Here is a 19017-nt window from a genome sequence, read left to right on the forward strand (position 1 = left end):
CCAGGGCAACCGGCTGCCTCGACCCCGCGTACTTCGGCCGGCCATCGTCCGCGCCGCCGGTGTCAGCAGCGGCGGCGGTCCTGCGTGATGGTGCCCTGAACAGTGGTCACCGTGCGGTCGTAGCATCCGCCCGGCGCCCCGGTCCCGTACAGCCGGTAGCGGGCGGAGGTGGTGGCGACGGCGTGCCGCTGGTCGCGCGGGACGTTCGCCGTGTAGCTCGCGTCGCCCGTGTACCGGTCGTCGAGCCGGGACCGGTCGACCTCCCGGCCGCCGCGCAGGGTCACGGTGTCCGCGCGGTCGCCGAGCGTGATGACGGTGCGGAGCCGGTCGCCCGTACCAAGGGTGGTCTCGCCGTCCATGGTGTATGTGCGGTGGGTCCGGGTGGTGGTCGCCCCGCGTGTCACGCTCTCCTCGTCGGTCCAGGTGGCGGTCAGTCCGTCACGGTCCTCTCCCTCGGTCCAGCGGTGGACGGAGGTGTTGTGCACGGCGCGGGTGACGGTGGTGGTGACCCGGCCGTGCGAGGTGTCCAGGTATCCGGCGACGGTCAGCCGGTGGCCGCCCTCGGTGTCCAGGCGGTGTTCGGCGCCGGGTGCGGCGGGCGTCCAGTGCGAGGAGTTGGCCGGATCGCTCTGCTCGTGGCGGGTGAGTGCGCCGGAGACGACCTCGCGGGCCGCGTCCTGCCAGAGCAGCAGATTGGCGGGGGTGCTCCAGCCGGTCTGCCCGGCCGGTACTCCGGCGACGGAGACCTCGATGCGGTGCGCGCGGCCGTCGTTGAGGAGGGCGGCGTACGGGGTGAGGTCGTAGCGGATCGGCTGGACGTCGAAGGCGCGGGGGCCGGGGGTGACGTACCAGAGAAAGGGGTTGGACCAGCCGCCGGTCCAGACGTTGGGGAAGGGCGCGGCGATGCCCGCGAGGCGGCCGTCGACGGAGATCCGGACCTCGCGGTAAGGGCCGTCGGCCGCCTTGCAGGAGTACGGGGCCGGGTCCGGCGTGGTCATGTACCAGTACTCCTCGCAGCCACCGCCGGATCCCGTGGCGTAGATCTCGGCGAGGAGCCGCTCGGTGTTGCGCGGGAGGGTGACGGCCGGGCTGGTGAGCGGGAGGACGCTGTCCGGTGTGCGGCCGGAGCCGGGGCCGCCGGAGCCGGGGCGGCCTTCGGCCGCGTAGAAGGTCAGGGTGACCTTGACGTCGATGACGCCGGTGTAGGTGTCGTTGACGACGTTGCCGATGAGCATTTCGACGGGCTGCGGGCGGCTGAGGGTGTCGCGGTAGTGGGTGACGTCCTTCTCGACGGACCAGGCGATGCCGTCCGGCGAGGGCTCGGGGGTGGAGGTGCGGAAGATCTCCACGCCGCCGAGGGAGAGGTTGCCGAGGCGGTCGAACTGGCGGCCCTTGACCTTGCCGTCGAGGCGGAGCACCACCTTCGCCCAGTCGGCAGCGCCGCAGGCGGTGGGCGGTAGGTAGCTGCCCCGGTAGGGGGTGAAGTCACGGAACTGCGCCTCGGCGAGGGTCACTTGGCAGGACCGCGTCGAGGGGCGGGCCACGGGCGGGGCGGGGGTGAGGGGGTCGTCCCAGTCCGTTCCGAACTCGGCGGGCGGCGGCTGCGTGCCGTGTGCTGCCTGTGCTGGGGCGGCCGCCGCCGGTGTGCCGCCGGGTTCGGCCGCCGCTGCCGGCCCCGCGGCGGTGAGGGTGGCCGCAGCGAGGGCAAGCGCGCCGAGCGTGCCCTTGATCCTGTGTCGTCTCATGGGCCCGCAGTGAAACGCGGCCCGGTGCGGGGACACCAGGGCGCTGCGTCTGCCCTGGCCGGATCTCGCCGCCGGCGGGGCCCGGACATGTCCCGCGAAGGGGCGTCGTTCGGCGTCGAAAAGATTCTGCCGTGGCGTTCGAGTGAACGGCCGTTCCCGGCGGTCGGGTCCGGCTGTTGAACCGGCCGACGCACCCATCCACCGGCGCGTCCTTCCGTAGATCCTAGGGGAATCATGCGTATTCGCTCTGCTGTGACCGCCTCCGTCCTCGCCGCCGGCATCCTGCTGGGCGGCGCCGGCGCCGCCCTGGCCAACGACGGTCTCGACATCGACTACTTCTCGGGCGGTCACAAGGCCTTCTCGTCCAACTGCTCCTCCGCGGCCGCCATCCCGGCACCGGTCGGACCCGTCTACACCTCGTCCTGTGCGAAGGACGGCGAGTCGGAGTGGGCCACCGGCGCCCACCTCGGCGCCAGCTGAGGCTCTCCGGCCCGGGCCGGCACCGCGGGGGCGGACGGACGGCGACGTCCGCCGCCCCCGCGGCGTTCGCGGGTACGGACCGCCGCCGGTCGGATGCGATGGGCGCCGGGCGGGCGGCGAGCAGGGGCAGGTCAGCAGGTGATGGTGCCCTTGCGGAGGGCGTGGCCGCTGGTGTTGCTGTCGTCGGACCAGTAGACGGGCTTGGAGCCGGCGACGCACTCGGCGGCGGCGGCGATCGCGAAGCCCTCGTTGTTGAGGTTGGACATGCCGCTGGGGCGGTTGAAGACGGCGGTGGTGGCGAAGGCTCCGGAGGCGTCGACCCGCAGGGTGCGGTGCTGCCCGGAGCAGGTGTCGTCGCAGACGGCCCACAGGCGGTCGGCCTGCGGCTCCCACTGCAGTTCCATGACCCCCGACATGCCGCTGCTGAGGGCGGCGACGCGGGTGTAGGCGCCCGAGTCCGCGAGGACGTAGCCGTAGATCATGCCGGTGCCCTCGACGCCGACGAAGAACACGCCGTCGGCGTGGGCGCCGTAGCGGGCCGGATCGTAGGCCGCCCCGGTCGAAGCGTCCTTGAAGCCGGCGCCGGTCAGGTGGCTGTCGGGCACCCAGGTGAGCGCCTCGAGGCCGAGGTTGGAGCCGACGGCGGGGAGGTCGGAGGTCAGGTTCCACTCCTTGGCCGCGGTGAGGGTGGTGGCCGTACCGCTCACGTCGTAGCGCAGTACGGACAGGCGGCTGGTGCCGGAGGAGTCGGCGTTGCGCTCGCTGGAGACGTACACGCCGCCCGAGGCGCCCGCACCTGGGACGGTGACGCCCTCGCTGTCGGGGGTCCCGGAACCGCCGGGGAAGCGCAGCGACTTTCCGGCGGACCAGCCTCCGGCGGTGTCAGGGCTCCAGCCTCCCGAGGCGTTCTTGACGAGGCGCCAGAGCTTGCCGGAGTTCTGGGCGCCCCACATCACGGAGCCGTCCTGCTGGAGGCCGCTGAGGTCCTGTCCGAAGACGTTCGAGGCGTCCGCGGTGGACACCGAGGAACCGCCGGGCCAGGCGACCGGGGTGGTGCCGGGGCCGCTGCCGCAGTCGTTGGGGGCGCCGAGGGTGAGTGCGGCCGTCTTGAAGGCGCCCGTGCCGTCCTGGCAGCGTGACCACGAGGGCTCGGAGTGCTTGCTCCAGGTGAAACTGTCGACGAGCGTGCTGCCGTCCGGGAGGTACAGGCGCGCCTTGTCGGAGGAGCCGAGGCCGAAGGAGGAGTGGACGTCGAAGGCGCGGAACGCGCCGGGGGCCAGGGTGGTGCCGGAGGCGATCTTGTACTTCGAGCTGCTGTTGTCGTCCTTGAGTATCCAGCCGGAGAGGTCGACGGGGGTGGCGCCCTTGTTGTACAGCTCGATCGAGTCGTCGACGTCGCCGGTGGTCACCACCTCGTTGACGCGGACGTCGTCGGCCGGGGCGGCGTGGGCGGGGGCGGCTGTCAGGGCGGCGAGGACGGCCAGCGCCGGGGCGGCGGCGATCCGGAGGGCGAGGATCCGGGCGGGGTGCGGGTGTGGGGCGAGCGATGCGGTCACGGTGTACTTCCCGGGGCTCGTGGTGGTCGGGGCCGCCTGAGATTCGCGGCCCGGTCCGAATGCGCGACCTCCAGGAGATGGGCAGGTCGTGAACGCCGGCGGAACGCGGTGGTGCCGCGCGGGGTGCTACGGGCCGACACCGAGTCTGGAGGGGGCGCGTGGCGGGGGAGGGGCGCTGGTGCCGGCGGAGCCGGGTACCGGTGAGCAAGTTTCCCAGTTCCCCGGGGTGTTGATGACGGCGGGGAACTGGGGCCGGGCGGGCCCGTCGGGGCCGCCCTCACCCTGACCGCACAGGTCCCCGACACCGAGCAGCTCACCGGCGGCTCAGGGGCTGCCACCGGGCAGCTGTACCCGTGCGCGGATACAGGTCGTGTTCGAGTTCGAATACCTCCTCGTCGAACACGCGAAAATCTATGACAGCCGCAGTAGACATTCGATTGTGCCGTGGTTACGATTTCTCTCGTAGCCGAGATCGAGCAAGGCCCGGAGAGATGAACTGCCGGGCATCGGTACACGCAGTGCGCAGGGCGGTGCGGTGGTGGAGTTCCGAAGCCAGGGTTGTTGCAGGACGGCGACGGGACTGACGACCGGACCGGGTGGCCCGCAGTGATCAGGGGCTGCCATGAGCAGTGCAGTAAGTGAGTGGTACCTCGGTAAAGGCAAGTGATCGTTTCAGAGGGAAGAACGGAGGAGTTGACCGCCATCAGGATCGCCCGGGTCGAAAGGCTGAGCCCGGGTACCGCAGGACATCGATAGTGAGGTGGTCTCCGGTCAAGCAACCGCGATCCCCGCGCCCCCGGCCGAGTTCAGGTCAGGTCCGCGGAAACAGGAGGCCGGCGCAGCACGAGGGCCGGCAGATGGTGTAGCAGTTCCTTCGGGGCCCTGGTGCCATACGGCGCCAGGGCCCCTCAACGCGTTCCACAGAGAGGTGCAATGACCGCACACGACTCGTTCGACGGCCGTCTCGATGACGACGACTACCCCGCCTACACGATGGGCCGGGCAGCTGCCGTGCTCGGTACCACCCAGGGCTTCCTCCGCGCCATCGGCGAAGCCCGCCTGATCACCCCGCTCCGCTCAGAGGGTGGGCACCGCCGGTACTCCCGCTACCAGCTGCGCATCGCCGCCCGCGCGCGGGAACTCGTCGACCAGGGAACCCCCATCGAGGCCGCTTGCCGCATCGTCATCCTCGAAGACCAGCTCGAAGAAGCCCAGCGCATCAACGCCGAATACCGCCGCGCCGGCGGAACATTCCATCCGCCGGCAGCAGTGTGACGACTCCGCCTGCGAGGCAGCGGCGCACGCGCCGTCCTCTTCACCGTCTCCTCGTCGGGCACGGCACGCACCCTGGCGTCGATGCCCTGTCGTGGGCGGCGTGCGGTCGAGGACGCGCGACCCGCGGGTGCCACCGGTCGACGTCGGTCGGGCCCGAGAGGAGCATGGGAAACGGGGTGCTCGCGCGTGTCGGACGTCGAAGGAGTGGCCATGTTGGAAGGCGCCAAGGCATTCAGCGGATTCTCGGTCGACGACCTGGCCAAGGCCAAGGAGTTCTACGGCGAAACCCTCGGTCTTCGCGTCTCGGAGGACAAGGGCATGCTGTTCCTGCACCTCGCGGGAGACACCACGGTCCTGGTCTACCCGAAGGACGACCACCAGCCCGCCGGCTTCACCATTCTCAACTTCCCCGTGGACGACATCGAGGAGGCCGTCGATCAGCTCACCACACGTGGTGTCCGGTTCGAGCGGTACGAGGGGTTCGAGATGAACGACAAGGGCATCGTCAGCCAGGAGGGCGATATGCCTTCCATCGCCTGGTTCAAGGACCCCGCGGGCAACGTCCTGTCCGTTCTCGACGAGTCCCCCCGGTAAGGGGCCGACGACGCCACGACCCGCACTCCCGGCACGTCAGCCGCCGACCGCCGACCCGGTCGGGGCTCTCCGTCAGGGCTGTCGGCCCCGCTGCTCCTGTCCGGCATCACCGGGTGCCCGCGGCGACAGGGGAGGGATCCTGCCTTGCGTCACGAGCCGGTGGCCGGCCGCCGACGATGAAGAAGCAGCCGATGGCGAGCATGTACGCGGACAGGGTCCACTGCGCGGCCGAAACCGTGACACCGAGCTCCGCCGACATACCCGGAATGGCGAGATTGAGGGCGAAGAAGTCGAGCTGGACGCAGAACAGGGCGACCGTGACCGCGACGAAGGCCCCCTTCCGCGCCGCCGCCGAAGACTCAGCGCGCATGAGAGCGTTCCTCTCAGCCGATGTCGTCGGGACACCGCCGATGGCCGCACGCATGCCCTCGTCTCATTGTGGAGCGGCCCGCTACGGTCCGCAGCCCGGTGGCGCTCCCGGCCGCGGAAGACCACCGGCCGCCCCGACCGCTCACACGCTGCTGCTCGCGGAGATCGTCGGGATCGCAGGGGTGGACCGCCTCACCTCACGCCGAGGCGAACCGGCGAGCTAACCCGTGGCCGCCACCGCACCACCACCCGTACCGCTCGACCAGCCCGGATCGCGCCCGCTCAGCCCGACTGCCCGGTCCAGCAGTGGGGCGTCGTCCGGGACGGGCACTACGGCGCCGAAGATGCCCCCGCCGCGGTCCTCGTCCTCGGCGGCTACCAGGAGGAAGGCATGCGAGGCGCTCAGCGCGGCCTGATCGGGTGCGTACTCCTGGCCGGTGGCCCGGGCCAGGTCCCAGCCGTGGATCACCAGTTCGTCGACAGCCACCACACCCGCGACTTCGGCTGGTAGGTCCACGCCGCCCGCGCGGGTCATACCGGTCCAGGCGGCCGGATCCCCCCAGGCCTCGGCCAGTTCGCCGAGGACCCGGGGCAGTTCCTCGCGCCAGCCGGCGGGCAGGGAGGGCAGGGCCGTGTCGGGAGCCGTGTCCGTCGTGGGGCCCAGGTCCTTGCGGGCGGCGTCGCGGAAAGCGACGGCGAGGCCGGCGAGGTGGCCCAGCAGGTTGCCGACCGCGTACTCGGGGCAGGGCGTCGGGTCGGTGAGCCGGGCGTCCGGGACGCCCGCCGCGAGACGGGCCACGATCCGGGCTTGTGGTCCGAGGTCGAGAGTCGTCGTATCGGTCATCTTCCGCTCCTCCGGGGCCATGGGTGTGAAGGGTAGACCGGCGGCGGAGCCCGAACTCATCGCAACGCGGGCAGGATGTTCACCCAGGCGGCTGGGCTCGGACGGTGTCCGTCCCCGGCGCGTACCGTCCGACGCTTCCGCGAGACCTGGGGGCCGAGCCGGCTGGGCAAGCTCCTCGGTGACCGCCGCCCGGGCCTCGCGCCGGACGGTGTTACCGCCCACGTGCAGTTCCCTGGCGACCTCTCGCATTCCGTGTCCCCGGTCCGGTAGGGGCCACGGCCTCCGTCGGCGCGTACGGTCAGAGTCCTACCTGTTCCGGAGACACCACACGGCCGTCCGGCAGGAAGATCCGTACCGTGCCGGGGTCTGCCACGACGAGGAAATTGCCCGAGCTGCTCGCCTGGCTCTGGAACCACGCCTGGCAGTCCGCGCACTGGTGCAGCGTCACACCCACCGCGTTGGTGCCGCCCTTGTAGATCTCGGCCGCCCGGAAGGCCATCTTCTCGGCGTGCAGGATGGCCGAGGTCCCGGAGACCCCCTCCGTGTCGTTGGGTCCGGGCGTCGGAATGTACTGCCCGTCGCCGCGAGCCGCCGAGTAGTCCGGGGTCTGCCGGGTCTCCATGCTGGTGGGGCCCTGGCGCACGCCGCCCGTGGCGCGTCCGCTGCCGGCGGCCGACGGCTGGATGCCGCCGACCCGGGCCTCGATGTCCGCCGGGGACATTCCCTCCAGGGCCGGCTTCGGCAGCCGACCCAGCTCGTCCCATTTCGCCGCGTCCGCCTCCAGCCGGCGGCGGGCGTCGCCCGGCTGCTCCCCGGCGATGGCCTCAGCCGCGTGCGCCGCGGCCGAGGCGGCCTGGCCGGCGTGGCGCCGTTCCGCGATGAGAGCCGCGCGCTCTTGCGGACTCGCGGACTTCATCCGGTGTTCCACGTCGGCCACTTGGCCCGCGGCCGCGTTCGCGGCCTGAGTCGCCGTGGCCAGTGCGGGGCTGGGCTCGTTCCGGCCCCTGGCGTTACGCCGGGAGTCGGCCTGCGCGGACGCCATGCGGCCGCCGCCCACGGTCCGCTCCATTCCGCCGGCATGGGCAAGCAGCGGCTCGGCACCCCCAGCGTCCTTGGCCGCGTCGAACCGCTTCTGGGCGCTCGCGAGCGACGCGCGCGCACGGGCCACCGCCGCGCGAACCTCCTCGGGATCGAGCCCGATGTCGTTCAGCTTGATGAGCGGGGTGTCCTTGTCCGGGTTGATCTTCACGTGGGTCGTGTACCCGGCCTTGGCCGAGCCCACGAGATCGATCGACGTCAGGCGGTAGGTCTTCTTGATCCCGGGCAGGGCGGCCCGCACCGATTCCGGCGTGGCGCCCTCCGCCTTCATCGAGCGTTCGGCGGCCTGCTCCGCGGCGGCGACGTCGGACTCCTTCTGTGCCATGGTCCGCTCGTCGGGCCCATCCTCCCCACGTTCGCCCTTCAGGGACGACAGGATCTTCTTGCCCGCCTTGACGATCTTGTCGATGACCCAGTCGACCGCCTTCATCACCGGCGCCTGGATCGTGGCCAGGATCGACTTGATCTTCTCGGAGATGCCGCCGAGGCCCAGCAAGCTGGCCAGGAAGTCCAGGACCACCGGGACCGCCTTGGCCAGGCTGTTCTCGATCAGGCCGGCCACCGCGCCCGAGCCGCCGCTCGCGATCGATTCGATCGAGTCGAGGACCGAGTCCACGAAACTCTTGATCTGCGCCGCGCGGTTCACGAAGAACATCACCACGTCGTAGATCGCCTTGCAGGCGCGGACGAACGCCGACGCCGGGTTCAACATCGAGACGATCCAGGTGATGCCCGCCGTGACGATCTTCTCGATCACGAAGTCCTTGATCGCCCCGATGACCGTGTCCTTCAGGTCGGACAGCTTTCCGACGATCCACTTCCACAGGCCGCCGATGCCCTCCGTCACCAGTACCTGGACCAGCTCGAAGCCGGTCTCCAGCCCCTTCATCGCCCGCTCGCCGATCCGCGCCACGACCCGCGTGCGAATGTTCGACCAGGTCAGGCCCAGGATGGAGAGGATCATCTTGACGATGCCCTTGGCGTCGAAGGTCTCGGGGATCTCGATCCCGCCCGCCGACAGCTGGCCGAACAGCCACTGCTTGAGGCCGCTCTTGAGGTGGTCGCCGATCCGCGCGGCGAAGCCCATGACGCCCGCCTTGACCGCGTTCACCAGATTGCCCAGGAACTCGATCGGCTTCGTGATGATCTTGTCGATCGCGCCCGCCGCCCGCGCCAGGACACCCAGCAGCATGTCCTTGAGCTTCATGACGGTTTCCGCGGTCTCCTTGATCGCGTCCTTCGCCTTGCTCAACAGGCCCTTGTTCTCTGCCTGGAGGCCCTCGATCTCCTTGTCCAGCTCGCTCCGTGCGGCGACGTACTTGTCCGCCAGGTCCTGCACCAGCCCCTGGGACTTCTCCGAGACCGAGGACTCCAAGGACGAGAACTCCGCCCCGATCTCCTGGCCCGCCTGCTGCGCGAACTGCTGCAGCTCCCTCGGCTGACCGGCCACGATCTCGGAGATCTTCGCCTTGCCCGTCGCGATCCGCGCCGTCGCTTCGCCCAGCCGCCTCCCGATCAGGTCCGCGATGTCGGAGACGACCTTCCGCATCTGGGCCTCGTAGGTCTTCTTCGACTCCTGGAAGACCTGATTCGCTTCGGGCGGCAGGTCCATCACGAGATCCACGAGCCACTGCGCCGCGCCTGCGGCCCCCGCGTACCGCCGGTCCTTGTACCTCTTCATTCCCGCCTGGTGGTCCGCGGTGAAGGCGTCGTGAGCGGCCTTCTGCCCCGTCTCGAAGGCCGTCTCCACCTCCCCGTCCAGCGCGCCGAGCGTCCGCTCGACATCCCCTTTGGTCGCCTCGAAGACCGACTTGAGTTCGGCCGTCACGGCCGCCCGCTTGGCCTCGTCCTTCCCCTGGGCGTGCGCCTGGCCCGCCGCGACCTGCTGGGACGCGCCCGCCCGGGCCGCCGTCATCGCCTGCATCCCGGCCGGGCCCGCCGCGGCCGCGCCGCCCTGTTCGGTGGCGACCCGTGCCGCCTCCGCCGCCCTGAACTGCCCCGGGGCGGTGGCCGCGTAGGTGTCGGACTCCTTCTTGGCGTCCAACGCCTCTGTGAACTTCGGCTCGTTGGAGTGGGCCAGCTGCTCCGGGGTCAGCTTGGCCTCCGCCATCATGCCGTCGGTCTCCTGGGGCCCGTTCCGGAGGTCCGTCTGCTCGGCGGGCGCCGGGGCGACGGAGGAGGCCCGAGGGTCCGGGGCCGCGGGCGTGACGGGCGCAGGCTGCCCCGGCAGCGGGGTGACGGGTTTCTCGACGGCCCTCGACTGGTCCGGGGCCGCCGCGGTCTTCTCGGCGATGTCCCTGGCGGAGCTCTCCTTGCCCGCCTTGACCTGCCCGGACACCTGACCCTTGACCTCGTCGACCTTCCCGGAGGACGCGAACTTGTCGGCCTCGTCAAGGGACTTGGGGGCCTTTGCGGCGATCGCCGCCTCGACCGCCGCGATGAAGGCCGCCTTGTCGAAGCTGCCCGGTTTGGCCGCCCCCATCTCCCCGGCCTGGGCGGCCTTCGCCTGCGCCTCCTTGTCGTCGCCCGGTGCCTTGGCGGCGTCCTGCGCGGCCTTCGCCTGGGAGGCGGCGGTGGGGTGCTTGGCGAGCGTGTCCTTCTTGGCCCGGATGTCCCCGGCCGCCTTCTTGAAGCGGGGGTCCGTGTCGGGGGTCAGCCCGGTAGGGGCGGCCGGGAGCGTACCTGAACCGGCGTCCAGCCGCTGGACCTGTGCGGGAGAGGAGGCCTGGGCGACGGGCCTGGGCGCGACCAGGCGGGCCACGGCCGCGTTCCCCGCCCGCGCCTGGAGGCGCTGCAGGGCGCGCGGATCCAGCGCCCTGGGTCGTGCGGTCGTCCCGGCCGTACCCTCGGCGGCGAGGCGCGGCGTCCGGGTCTCCCGTACGGGCTTCTCGCCGGTGGTCCGGTCTCCCGTGTCCTTCACCCCTACTCCGCCGGGGCTTCGTCCTCTTCGGCCTCCTCGACCGCCGCGCGCTGCACGAACATCCCCTGTGCGGAGGTCACTTCATCACCGCCCGCGACGGACTCGCGCTGTACGGGCGCGGGCGCGGCCATCACCCGGTCAGCGTTCGCGACGGCCTCCCGCTCGAAGCGGTCGGAGGGGTCGCTGACCTTGATGCCGCCGGAGGTCTCCGTACCATCGACCGGCCCCGAGCGCTGCTGCACCACATGCGTCAGCTCATGGGCGAGGGTGGTGCGGCCCTGGTGGGATCCGGGATCGTAGGCGTCCCGCTGGAAGACCACATGCGAACCGACCGTGTACGCGTGGGCGTTGACGCCCTTCGCCGACTCGTGCGCGGCGCCGTCCGTGTGGACCCGTACGTCCCCGAAGTCGTGGCCCAGCCGGCCCTCCATGTCCGCACGTACCTCCGGGTCCAGCGCCTGGCCGCCGGAGCCGACCACATCGTGCACGGCGGACCGCTGCAGGGCGGCCCCCACCCCGCTGTTGCCGAGCGCCCGCTGCAGCCGCAGCATCCCGGTCGGCCCGAGTACGTCGGCCCGCCCGCCGGCCGCCGCCTTGAGCAGCAGTGCGTCCGGGGCGCCCGCCTCAAGCTCGGCCTTGGGCCGCGGACCGGTCCGGCTCTCCGCATCGTGCTCGTGCTCAGGTCCGTGCTCGTGCATCTGTCCCCCCGGCGGATCGGCCTCCCCACGACGATGCCGTCGCGGGCGTGGTCCCGTCAGAGGTGAAGTGAGCCAGGGCAGGGCACCGGTTGATGCCCGATAGGGCACCCACACCGGACCGCAGGCTCCGGCGGCCGCGGACTCTCGTGTCCCGAGGGACTACCTTGGCGCAACGGCTCCCGAGTCCGGCGACTGTTGGAGTCCGGATGTGTCGACCGCCTCGAAGTCCGATCCGTGGAAGCCCTTGAGCGCGTCGAGCTGAGAATTGTCCCAGCCGGAGTTTTCTTCACCGGTGATGTACCAGGCCGAGCCGTTGTCCGCGACGATGGCGCCGTACTTCTTGAGCGCCTCGGCCACGGCCTTGGCTTGCGGGGCCAGCTTCGAAATGTCCACCGAGCTCTTGAGCCGCAGTCGCAGCCCCATGGGAGGAAGCGACTCGTCCGCCGCGGAGCCCGCCTGGTGCCTTGCGGGCCAGACGTAGCTTTGGTCTGAGCGAGGCACGGTGATGCGGATCGCGTGGTCGATTCGACCCGCTGCCGCCTCGTCGTAGCGCACCAGTCCGGGGAGGATGGCAAGGCCGGCGGCATCGGCCGACGTCCACCCGTCCGGCCGCAGCTTGTGGGACCGCAGGTCGAAGACCGCGCCCGAGCCGGCGTGCCAGGCGCTGTCACCTTGCTGCTGTGCGTCCCAGAGCTCGTAGGACTTGCACAGGGCGCGGTCCCAGACGATGACGTGTCGGTCCCCGTCGCTCGTCGGACCGTTCTCGATCTTGGCATTCTGCGGGATCCGGTACCCGGACTTCTCGCTTTCCTCGGCGTAGTCCAGGGTGACTTTCGATTCCGGCACCGTCGTGTCCGAGATGGTGATGGGAATGCCGAAAGGCCGGCCGTCGGTGAGCCCCGCCCCGAAGTCCGGGTGCAGGGGCTCCGTGGAACCGATCGAGGAGACGTACCGGGAGGAGCTCGGGTGCACGGGAAGCCCGTCCACGGGTGCACGCCAGAAACTCTCCGGCAGTGAGGTCTGACAGGAAGCGTCTTGCGAGCCGACGCCAACCGGAATGACCGTCGCGGAAGGCACCCTCTTGTCGGAATCGGGGGAGCCGGACAGCAGACACGCGGCCGCAACGGCGGAAACCGTGGCAATTGAGGTGATTCGATTCCTCGAGCGCCATTCCGCTACGTGCTTGATCGTCATGGCTTCACCTCATCTGAGCGGTCTACGAGGCGGGCGTCCACGGCTTTCCCTGTGAGTCTCCTCCAGCCTAAGGGCTCGTTCCGGCCCCGGCGCTCCGCCGTTCCCATGTGGCCACAGGACGCAAGCCGAGGACGTCGATGACAGCCGGGCTGAGGCCTGACTTGCGTCCGGCAGCGGGTACGGGGTCCAGCCCGTGGGGCCCGTGGCGGCGAGTCGGGCGTGAAGCACTTGCCGAGCCGCGGGCAGAGATGACCGGACCGGCGGCGGCCGTGCTGGTTCCCCTCGGTGCTACCACCCTGCTACCTTCAGATATGAGCAGCGCGAAGAAGCAGACCCAGCTGAGGCTGGAGCCCGACGTCCTGGCCGCCGGGAAGGATGCGGCGGCCGCCCGCGGACTGGACTTCAACCAGTACGTGCAGCGACTGATCACCGAGGACACCACCGGCGCCCGGGCGGCCGGCATGGCCGCCGCCCAACGGCTCCTGGACACCCACGGCGACTTCCTGCGGGACTTGGAAGACGAACTCGACGCCCAGCATCGCCGTCCTGTGCGGGACAGCCGCGGCGCCGCTGCGTGAGCATGTCCCTGCACGTCGACCTCACCTGGATCCTGGAAGTCGCCGAACGCGCCGGCCACCGCGATCCCGCCCCCGACGACCTGGGTGTCCCGATCGCCGCCGTCGCCCGCCACCGCGCCGAGCTCCTCGAACAGCCCGTCTACGGCGGCCCCTACGCCCGCGCCGCAGCCCTCGTCCACACCCTCGGCCGCTGCCGCTGGCTGGAACGCTCCAACCTGACCGTCGCCTGCGCCACGGCGGTGATGTACCTGACGGCCAGCGGCATCCCCGCCGACCCCAGCCGCGACCAGCTCACCGCTCTCGCCCACGAGCTCTACGATCCCGGCACCACCACCGCCCGCATCGCCGAACTCCTGCGCACCTGGCGATAGGCGTACGCGCTGCCCGGGCGGCGAGAGCGGGCCGCGACGCCCGACGTATCGGGACATGACAGAAGGGCCCGGATCCATCTGGATCCGGGCCCTTCCGGGTAGTAGCGGGGACAGGATTTGAACCTGCGACCTCTGGGTTATGAGCCCAGCGAGCTACCGAGCTGCTCCACCCCGCGTCGGTGAACCCCACCCTACGGCACCGCCGGACCGCCCATGACCAGCCTTGACCTGATCAGATGCCTGCTGCCCGGTGAGAGTGACGAGTTGCCCCGGCGCCCGCACCCATCCTGACCGGTGGCAGGCGCGTGCGCCGGTGTTCGCCCGGGGTCAGTCCGTAGGCGGCGCGGAAGGTATGGCTGAACCCGGCCGCGTCGGTGAAACCCCACCGTCTGCCCACCTCGTGCACGGGCAGTGCGGCGAGCAGCGGATCCACCAGGTCGGCCGAGCAGCGTTCCAGCCGGCGTCGGCGGATCGTCTGCGACACCGTTTCCTTCCGGTCCGCGAAGAGCCGGTGCAGGAGCCGCACCGAGATGTGGTGGCGGGCCGCGATCCGGGGCGGCGAGAGCCCGGGGTCGGCGAGGTTGTCCTCGATGAACAGATCGAGCCGCTTCAGCAGCAGCTGGTGCCGGGTGTGCGGCGGCAGCCGGTCCGTGGCGTCGACGTGGTGGGCGAGGAACGCCGTAGCCAGATCCCAGGTCATGACGCCGAGGCGCTCCTCGTCCACGGACGTGAGGTACTCCGCTTCCCGGACGACGGACACGAGGTGGCGGGCGAAGACCGCCGCGACCCCGGTCGTGGACGGAAGTCCGTGCGCGAGGAGCCGGTCGACCTTGGCTTCGGGCAGGGGGAGGAGGGACCGGGGCAGATGGAGGACCAGGGCACGGGCCGGCCCGGCGTCCGGCCTGCCCGCGGCCTGGCTGTCGTAGGGGAGCGATGAACTCCACAGGTTGAAGTCACCGGGTCGCAGGAGGGTTTCCTGCCGGGACTGGGACATGGCCATGGTCCCGCCGAGCAGCAGCGTCAGTTCGTACGTCTCCGGGTCGGACCGGCGGATCAGGCGGGCCGTGCGCTGCGAGTGCAGACCGGTGAAGGACAGGGTGGCGATCCGTGCGGCCCCCAGCGACAGCACCTCCATGCTCCCGGCGAACCCGGCCGGGTCATCGCTCGTGACGTGGCTCGCCCCGGCCCCCTGGCTGACGGTCTCCCGCCACCATTCGAACCGGTCTTGCGGCGGCAGGTCCGCCGTGTCGTAGATGGTCAGTGCCATGGACCCCCGGGCCTTCCTCCTCCGATGCGGAGGATCCTCCACCTTGGGGAGCGCGTCGGCCGCCGTCCACGCCACGCGGCGCGGCACGGCCTGATCCGGATCACCCCGGCGCGGGCATGCGGAAGAGGCCTTGGGGGCGGACGGGCGTCGGCAGGTGCCACGCGGGCCACCGGAGCGGAAGGCGGCGACGCCCGCACGGGACCGGCGCGGCCCCACCACATCCGGCGCGTTCTCGCCGACGGAGGGCCCGCTCAGCGTGCGCTGAGAACCAATGACGCGTGCACCCTGCGCCAACGACCGCGACCGGTGCGCGGCCGCAGACTTCGTGTGTCGCGAAGGCGGCGGACGACGGAACGGACCGGGGGTGGGGCAGGTGTCCAGCGAGGGGGATGCGGTCGGAGGGCCGCCGCAGCCGGCGGGTAGGCCGGATGGGCCACGAGGACCGCGCGAACGCCGGACACCGGGGCCGCGCGGGGGAAACCTCCCGTACCGACGCCGGATCCTGCTGGCGCTTGCGGTCCTCGGCGTCACGGGCGTCGTCGGGGCGGGGGCCGCCGCGGCGGGGCGCGGCGGCGCGGAGCCGGTGCACGCCGAGGCCCGCCGGCCGGCGTCACCCGTGGGTGAGGCGCCGCGCGAGGTGACGGAGTCGGAGGCGGACCTGCTGCACGCGGCCGAGCAGATCCTGCTCCGCGACTGCATGCGGGAGAAGGGCTTCGTCTACGAGCCCGTGCCCCGGCAGCCGGTACCCGACGCCCGGGACTTCCCGTACGTCATCGACGACCCGGAATGGGCCCGGGACCACGGCTACGGCAGCGACATCGACCGGAAACGGGAGGAGATCAGTACCGAGGGAGTCAACGAGCGGTACTTCAGGAGCCTGCCGCAGGAGCGCAGGGCCCCCGCCATCGCGGCGGCCACCGGCGCCCGGCCGGACGGGCTGACCGCCCGGGCGCCGGACGGGCTGACGATCACCCGCAGTCCCGACGGGTGCCAGTCGCAGGCCGAGCGCGGCCTCTACCCCGACCTGGCGGCCTGGTTCCAGGCACGGGTCACCGTCGACTCGCTGCCGCCCCTGCGGGGCGGGAAGGTGATCGCCGACGGAGAGTTCCAGGGCGCCACGCAGAAGTGGTCCGCGTGCATGCGCACCGCCGGGTACGAGTTCCAGGACCCGGCAGCCGCACGGGCCGCGCTGCCGCCGCCGGACCAGCCCCTCCCACGGGAGCGGGAGGTGGCCATGGCGGTGGCCGAGGCCGGCTGCGCGCACACTTCCGGCCTCGCGGAGACCGCCGCGCGGCTCGACCGCGCGTACGACGCCGAGCTCCGGGAGAAGTACGGCAGCGACGTCACCACCTGGCTCCGGCTCCGGGGCGAGGCATTGCCCCGCGCCGGCTCCGTCGTCGAAGCCGACGCGAAGCGGTGAGCCCAGCCGCCGCAAGAGCCATCGTCCGAACCATCAACCGAGGGAGAACCATGAAGTCCTTGCGAACGGTCCTCGTCACCGCGGCGGTTGCCGCACTGGCCGTCACGGCCATGCCCTTCACCGCCCACGCCGCAGACTCCCCACCCGCGCAGGAGACGGCCACCGTCGCCAACGCGCCGACGGGCCGCCTGCACGCGTACTACGACTTCTGGTACCAGTACGAGTGCGGATCCTGGTCGGGCAGCGCGGCGTCCTGGGGCGAATGCAAGAACGCCGCCTCCTCGCTGTGGAACCTGCGCTACCCGGGCAGCTTCGACGACGTCTGGGTGTACTACAACAGCAACTACGGAGGCGCGGGGCGGGGCGTGTACAACGGGGCCGGGCTTCCGGACCTGCGGCAGTGGAGCTTCGGACCCGGTGGGGCCGGAGCGGGCGAGGCGCTGTACCACAACATCGCCTCGCACAAGGTGGTCAACCTGCCCTGAGCGGTAGTGGGCCGAGCGCCGAGCTTCGGCTGCGGCACACACGCCGGTGTGTGCCGCAGCTGTTCCGGCGCCCACCAGGTAAGCCGTGGCTGAAATATCTCCTGGACGGTGTCTCACGCAGGGCACAGACTGCGATGGGCGCTCAAGTGGCGCTGGGGCGGACAGCGATGGGGGAGGCTCGGTGCTACGCATTCACTTCACCGCCGAGGATCTGGCCCGGACCCGGGTGGCAGCGACGATCGGCGCGGCCGCGGAAACCATGTACAGCCTGAGACTGCTCCGCGACTGTGCCGCCGCCGCCCTGCCCTTTCGCCCCTGGCACACAACGGTTCGCGGGCGGCTGGGTGCGAAGGCCCGCCCGTTCGCGAGCCTGCTGGCCGTGGACGGCCCGGACATCGACCTGACGGTACTCATGGGTGACACGCCGTCCGTCGAGGAGGGGATCGACAACCTCCTGCGGGCATCGCCCGCCCGGCTGCGGACCGAGCTCGAGCACATCGCCTTCCATCCCTCGCAGTTGTCCTGGGCTCGGAACCTGGCGGACGGCGACCTCGAAGCCCGCCGGGATTTCGCCGCGGGACTTGCCGCCTGCAACGAGGCGATCGTCGCTCCCTACTGGAACAGGGCGAGATCGCACATGGAGGGCGTACGGGCGAACTTCGCACGGACGCTGCTCGACGGTGGGATCGAACGCCTGCTGGAGGGGATGTGCGTCCCGCTGGTGCGCTGGCGGGCGCCCGTGCTGGAGGTGCGGTACCACCGGCACGTCGAAGTCCACCTCGGGGGGCGCGGTCTCGTCATCGCGCCGACGGTCTTCCTGTGGCGGGACCCGGCACTGCTGTGGGACTCGCAGGACGACACCGCGGCGCCCACACTCGCCATTCCCACCATCGGTGACGCACAGGCGGGCGCCGCACTGTGGGGCGCGGATCAAGCCGCGGACCACTCACTGGGCGCACTGCTGGGGCGCACCCGGGCGGCCGCACTGAAGGTGGCCACCGAAGGGTGCAGCACCACCGAGCTGGCCCGGCGCCTGAACGTGTCGATCGCAGCGGCAAGCGAGCATGCGACGGTGCTGCGCAACGCCAATCTGATCACCACCAGCCGACGCGGCAAATCCGTGGTGCACACCGTCACCCGGCTGGGCACCGAGCTCCTGGGAAGCGCACTCACCGAGCACAGGTGATTTCGGCAGTCGGGCGGCCTCGTCAGTGGGCGAACAGCGGTGACACGGCGGCCTCGGAGCTGCTGTTCCAGTACGTCACGCGGGCCTTGCCGTCCACGTGCACGCCACCCTTCGGCATCTCCAGGAGCACACCCTCGCCCGTGTTGTTGCCGGGCCTCTGACCGTGCGGCGCGAGCGCCATGTTCTTCACGAGGGTGCTGACGTCCTTGTTGCTCTGGCGCAGGAGCAGACCCGCGTACGCCGCCTTGCCGGGGGCGAGGGTCACTTCCGTCTGAGGCTTGGAGTTCTCGAAGACCCCCACGAGCCGGCCGTGGCCGTCCTCCAGCCGGAGTACCGGATGGGTCCGCAGTTTGCACGGCTTGGTGCTGGTGTTGGTGACGGTCAGCAGGAGCTTCGAGTCGTCCTTGGTGGGTGGCACGGCCCACTCCACCCTGACCTCGGTGTATTCGTCGGGGCAGTTGCCGTCGATGCCCTCGGGGTCGCCCTCGGCCTCGCCCGGACGGCCCGGCGCGGAAGAGGACGCGGAGGGCCTGGCGGACGGCGCGGAGGTCGGGGGGACCGCCGGCGAGGACGCGGAGACGGAAGGCGACGCGGCAGGGGAGGTGGAGGACTTCGGAGGCGGGGTGGCGCCGGCCTTGTCGTCGCTCGGCTCGCAGGCCGTGGTGGCCAGGAGCGCTGCGGCGGCGAGGCCAAGGGCACCGAGCGTCCGGACTTGGGTGGTCTTGCGGAAAGTGCGCATCACGAGCCCCCGTGGCTGCTGACGTGCTGGGATTGGTCTGGACGGGATGCCCGCCGTGGCTTCGGATTCACGCCCCCGCAAGGACCGTTACAGCCCTCGTACGCGGCGGTGACGGTTCCGTAGTGAGGGCGGGGTCATGCCCTGCTCTGGTCTGAGGCCCGCCGATGGGGCCGGCCCGCGGTGGGCCGGCCCGCCGGA

At 71.3% G+C, this 19017-nt stretch carries 17 protein-coding genes and 1 tRNA gene; 8 read left to right on the plus strand and 10 right to left on the minus strand.

The features are described from left to right. Positions 1 to 62: 62 nt before the first annotated feature. Positions 63 to 1745, minus strand: a complete 1683-nt coding sequence (locus J7F03_RS19440) for a peptide-N4-asparagine amidase (protein WP_214951071.1) — start codon at positions 1743 to 1745, stop codon at positions 63 to 65. Between the two features lie 252 nt (positions 1746 to 1997). Here J7F03_RS19440 and J7F03_RS19445 point away from each other — a divergent pair, with 252 nt between their 5' ends. Beyond that, on the plus strand, positions 1998 to 2225 hold the full coding sequence (locus J7F03_RS19445) for a hypothetical protein (protein ID WP_251072161.1): 228 nt from the start codon (positions 1998 to 2000) through the stop codon (positions 2223 to 2225). Between the two features lie 131 nt (positions 2226 to 2356). On the opposite strand, the gene J7F03_RS19450 is transcribed toward J7F03_RS19445, so the two are convergent. After that, positions 2357 to 3781 carry a lamin tail domain-containing protein gene (locus J7F03_RS19450; RefSeq protein ID WP_214951073.1) on the minus strand — a complete coding sequence of 475 codons (1425 nt, stop codon included), beginning with the start codon at positions 3779 to 3781 and terminating at the stop codon, positions 2357 to 2359. A gap of 933 nt (positions 3782 to 4714) precedes the next feature. Between J7F03_RS19450 and J7F03_RS19455 the strand changes: the two genes are divergently transcribed. Further along, positions 4715 to 5056, plus strand: coding sequence for a MerR family transcriptional regulator (locus J7F03_RS19455; protein WP_214951075.1), 342 nt, complete (start codon positions 4715 to 4717; stop codon positions 5054 to 5056). A gap of 210 nt (positions 5057 to 5266) precedes the next feature. Next, the gene (locus J7F03_RS19460) at positions 5267 to 5650 is read left to right on the plus strand and encodes a VOC family protein (protein WP_214951077.1); all 384 of its coding nucleotides are present in this window, start codon (positions 5267 to 5269) and stop codon (positions 5648 to 5650) included. Positions 5651 to 5756: 106 nt separating this feature from the next. On the opposite strand, the gene J7F03_RS19465 is transcribed toward J7F03_RS19460, so the two are convergent. The 5 genes from J7F03_RS19465 to J7F03_RS19485 all read right to left on the minus strand — a co-directional run bounded on the left by J7F03_RS19465 (position 5757) and on the right by J7F03_RS19485 (position 12773). Then, positions 5757 to 6020 (minus strand): hypothetical protein, encoded by a 264-nt coding sequence (locus J7F03_RS19465; RefSeq protein WP_214951079.1) that lies wholly within the window; start codon positions 6018 to 6020, stop codon positions 5757 to 5759. Positions 6021 to 6239: 219 nt separating this feature from the next. Beyond that, positions 6240 to 6863, minus strand: a complete 624-nt coding sequence (locus J7F03_RS19470) for a TIGR03086 family metal-binding protein (RefSeq protein WP_214951082.1) — start codon at positions 6861 to 6863, stop codon at positions 6240 to 6242. Positions 6864 to 7161: 298 nt separating this feature from the next. After that, the gene (locus J7F03_RS19475) at positions 7162 to 10881 is read right to left on the minus strand and encodes a hypothetical protein (RefSeq protein WP_214951084.1); all 3720 of its coding nucleotides are present in this window, start codon (positions 10879 to 10881) and stop codon (positions 7162 to 7164) included. A gap of 2 nt (positions 10882 to 10883) precedes the next feature. Beyond that, on the minus strand, positions 10884 to 11579 hold the full coding sequence (locus J7F03_RS19480; RefSeq protein WP_214951086.1) for a DUF4157 domain-containing protein: 696 nt from the start codon (positions 11577 to 11579) through the stop codon (positions 10884 to 10886). A gap of 159 nt (positions 11580 to 11738) precedes the next feature. Further along, on the minus strand, positions 11739 to 12773 hold the full coding sequence (locus tag J7F03_RS19485) for a hypothetical protein (protein ID WP_214951088.1): 1035 nt from the start codon (positions 12771 to 12773) through the stop codon (positions 11739 to 11741). A gap of 311 nt (positions 12774 to 13084) precedes the next feature. Between J7F03_RS19485 and J7F03_RS19490 the strand changes: the two genes are divergently transcribed. Continuing rightward, positions 13085 to 13351 carry a hypothetical protein gene (locus J7F03_RS19490; RefSeq protein ID WP_214951089.1) on the plus strand — a complete coding sequence of 89 codons (267 nt, stop codon included), beginning with the start codon at positions 13085 to 13087 and terminating at the stop codon, positions 13349 to 13351. Positions 13352 to 13353: 2 nt separating this feature from the next. Continuing rightward, the gene (locus J7F03_RS19495; RefSeq protein WP_214951172.1) at positions 13354 to 13722 is read left to right on the plus strand and encodes a fic family toxin-antitoxin system, toxin component; all 369 of its coding nucleotides are present in this window, start codon (positions 13354 to 13356) and stop codon (positions 13720 to 13722) included. 102 nt (positions 13723 to 13824) lie between these two features. On the opposite strand, the gene J7F03_RS19500 is transcribed toward J7F03_RS19495, so the two are convergent. Continuing rightward, positions 13825 to 13898, minus strand: a tRNA-Met gene (locus tag J7F03_RS19500). Between the two features lie 56 nt (positions 13899 to 13954). Beyond that, entirely contained in the window at positions 13955 to 14989 is a 1035-nt protein-coding gene (locus J7F03_RS19505; RefSeq protein ID WP_214951091.1) for a helix-turn-helix domain-containing protein, read from the minus strand. Positions 14990 to 15626: 637 nt separating this feature from the next. Between J7F03_RS19505 and J7F03_RS19510 the strand changes: the two genes are divergently transcribed. From J7F03_RS19510 to J7F03_RS19520, 3 genes are all read left to right on the plus strand, one after another. After that, positions 15627 to 16409, plus strand: a complete 783-nt coding sequence (locus J7F03_RS19510) for a hypothetical protein (RefSeq protein WP_214951093.1) — start codon at positions 15627 to 15629, stop codon at positions 16407 to 16409. Positions 16410 to 16459: 50 nt separating this feature from the next. Then, a complete protein-coding gene (locus J7F03_RS19515; protein WP_214951094.1) occupies positions 16460 to 16894 on the plus strand; it encodes a hypothetical protein in 435 nt (144 codons plus the stop codon). A gap of 181 nt (positions 16895 to 17075) precedes the next feature. After that, entirely contained in the window at positions 17076 to 18080 is a 1005-nt protein-coding gene (locus J7F03_RS19520; RefSeq protein ID WP_214951096.1) for a helix-turn-helix transcriptional regulator, read from the plus strand. A 22-nt stretch (positions 18081 to 18102) separates the two neighbouring features. Here J7F03_RS19520 and J7F03_RS19525 read toward each other — a convergent pair whose 3' ends face one another. Beyond that, positions 18103 to 18819 carry a DUF4232 domain-containing protein gene (locus J7F03_RS19525; RefSeq protein WP_214951098.1) on the minus strand — a complete coding sequence of 239 codons (717 nt, stop codon included), beginning with the start codon at positions 18817 to 18819 and terminating at the stop codon, positions 18103 to 18105. Positions 18820 to 19017 lie beyond the last annotated feature (198 nt).

The organism is Streptomyces sp. ISL-43, assembly GCF_018614195.1.
GTDB lineage: Bacteria > Actinomycetota > Actinomycetes > Streptomycetales > Streptomycetaceae > Streptomyces.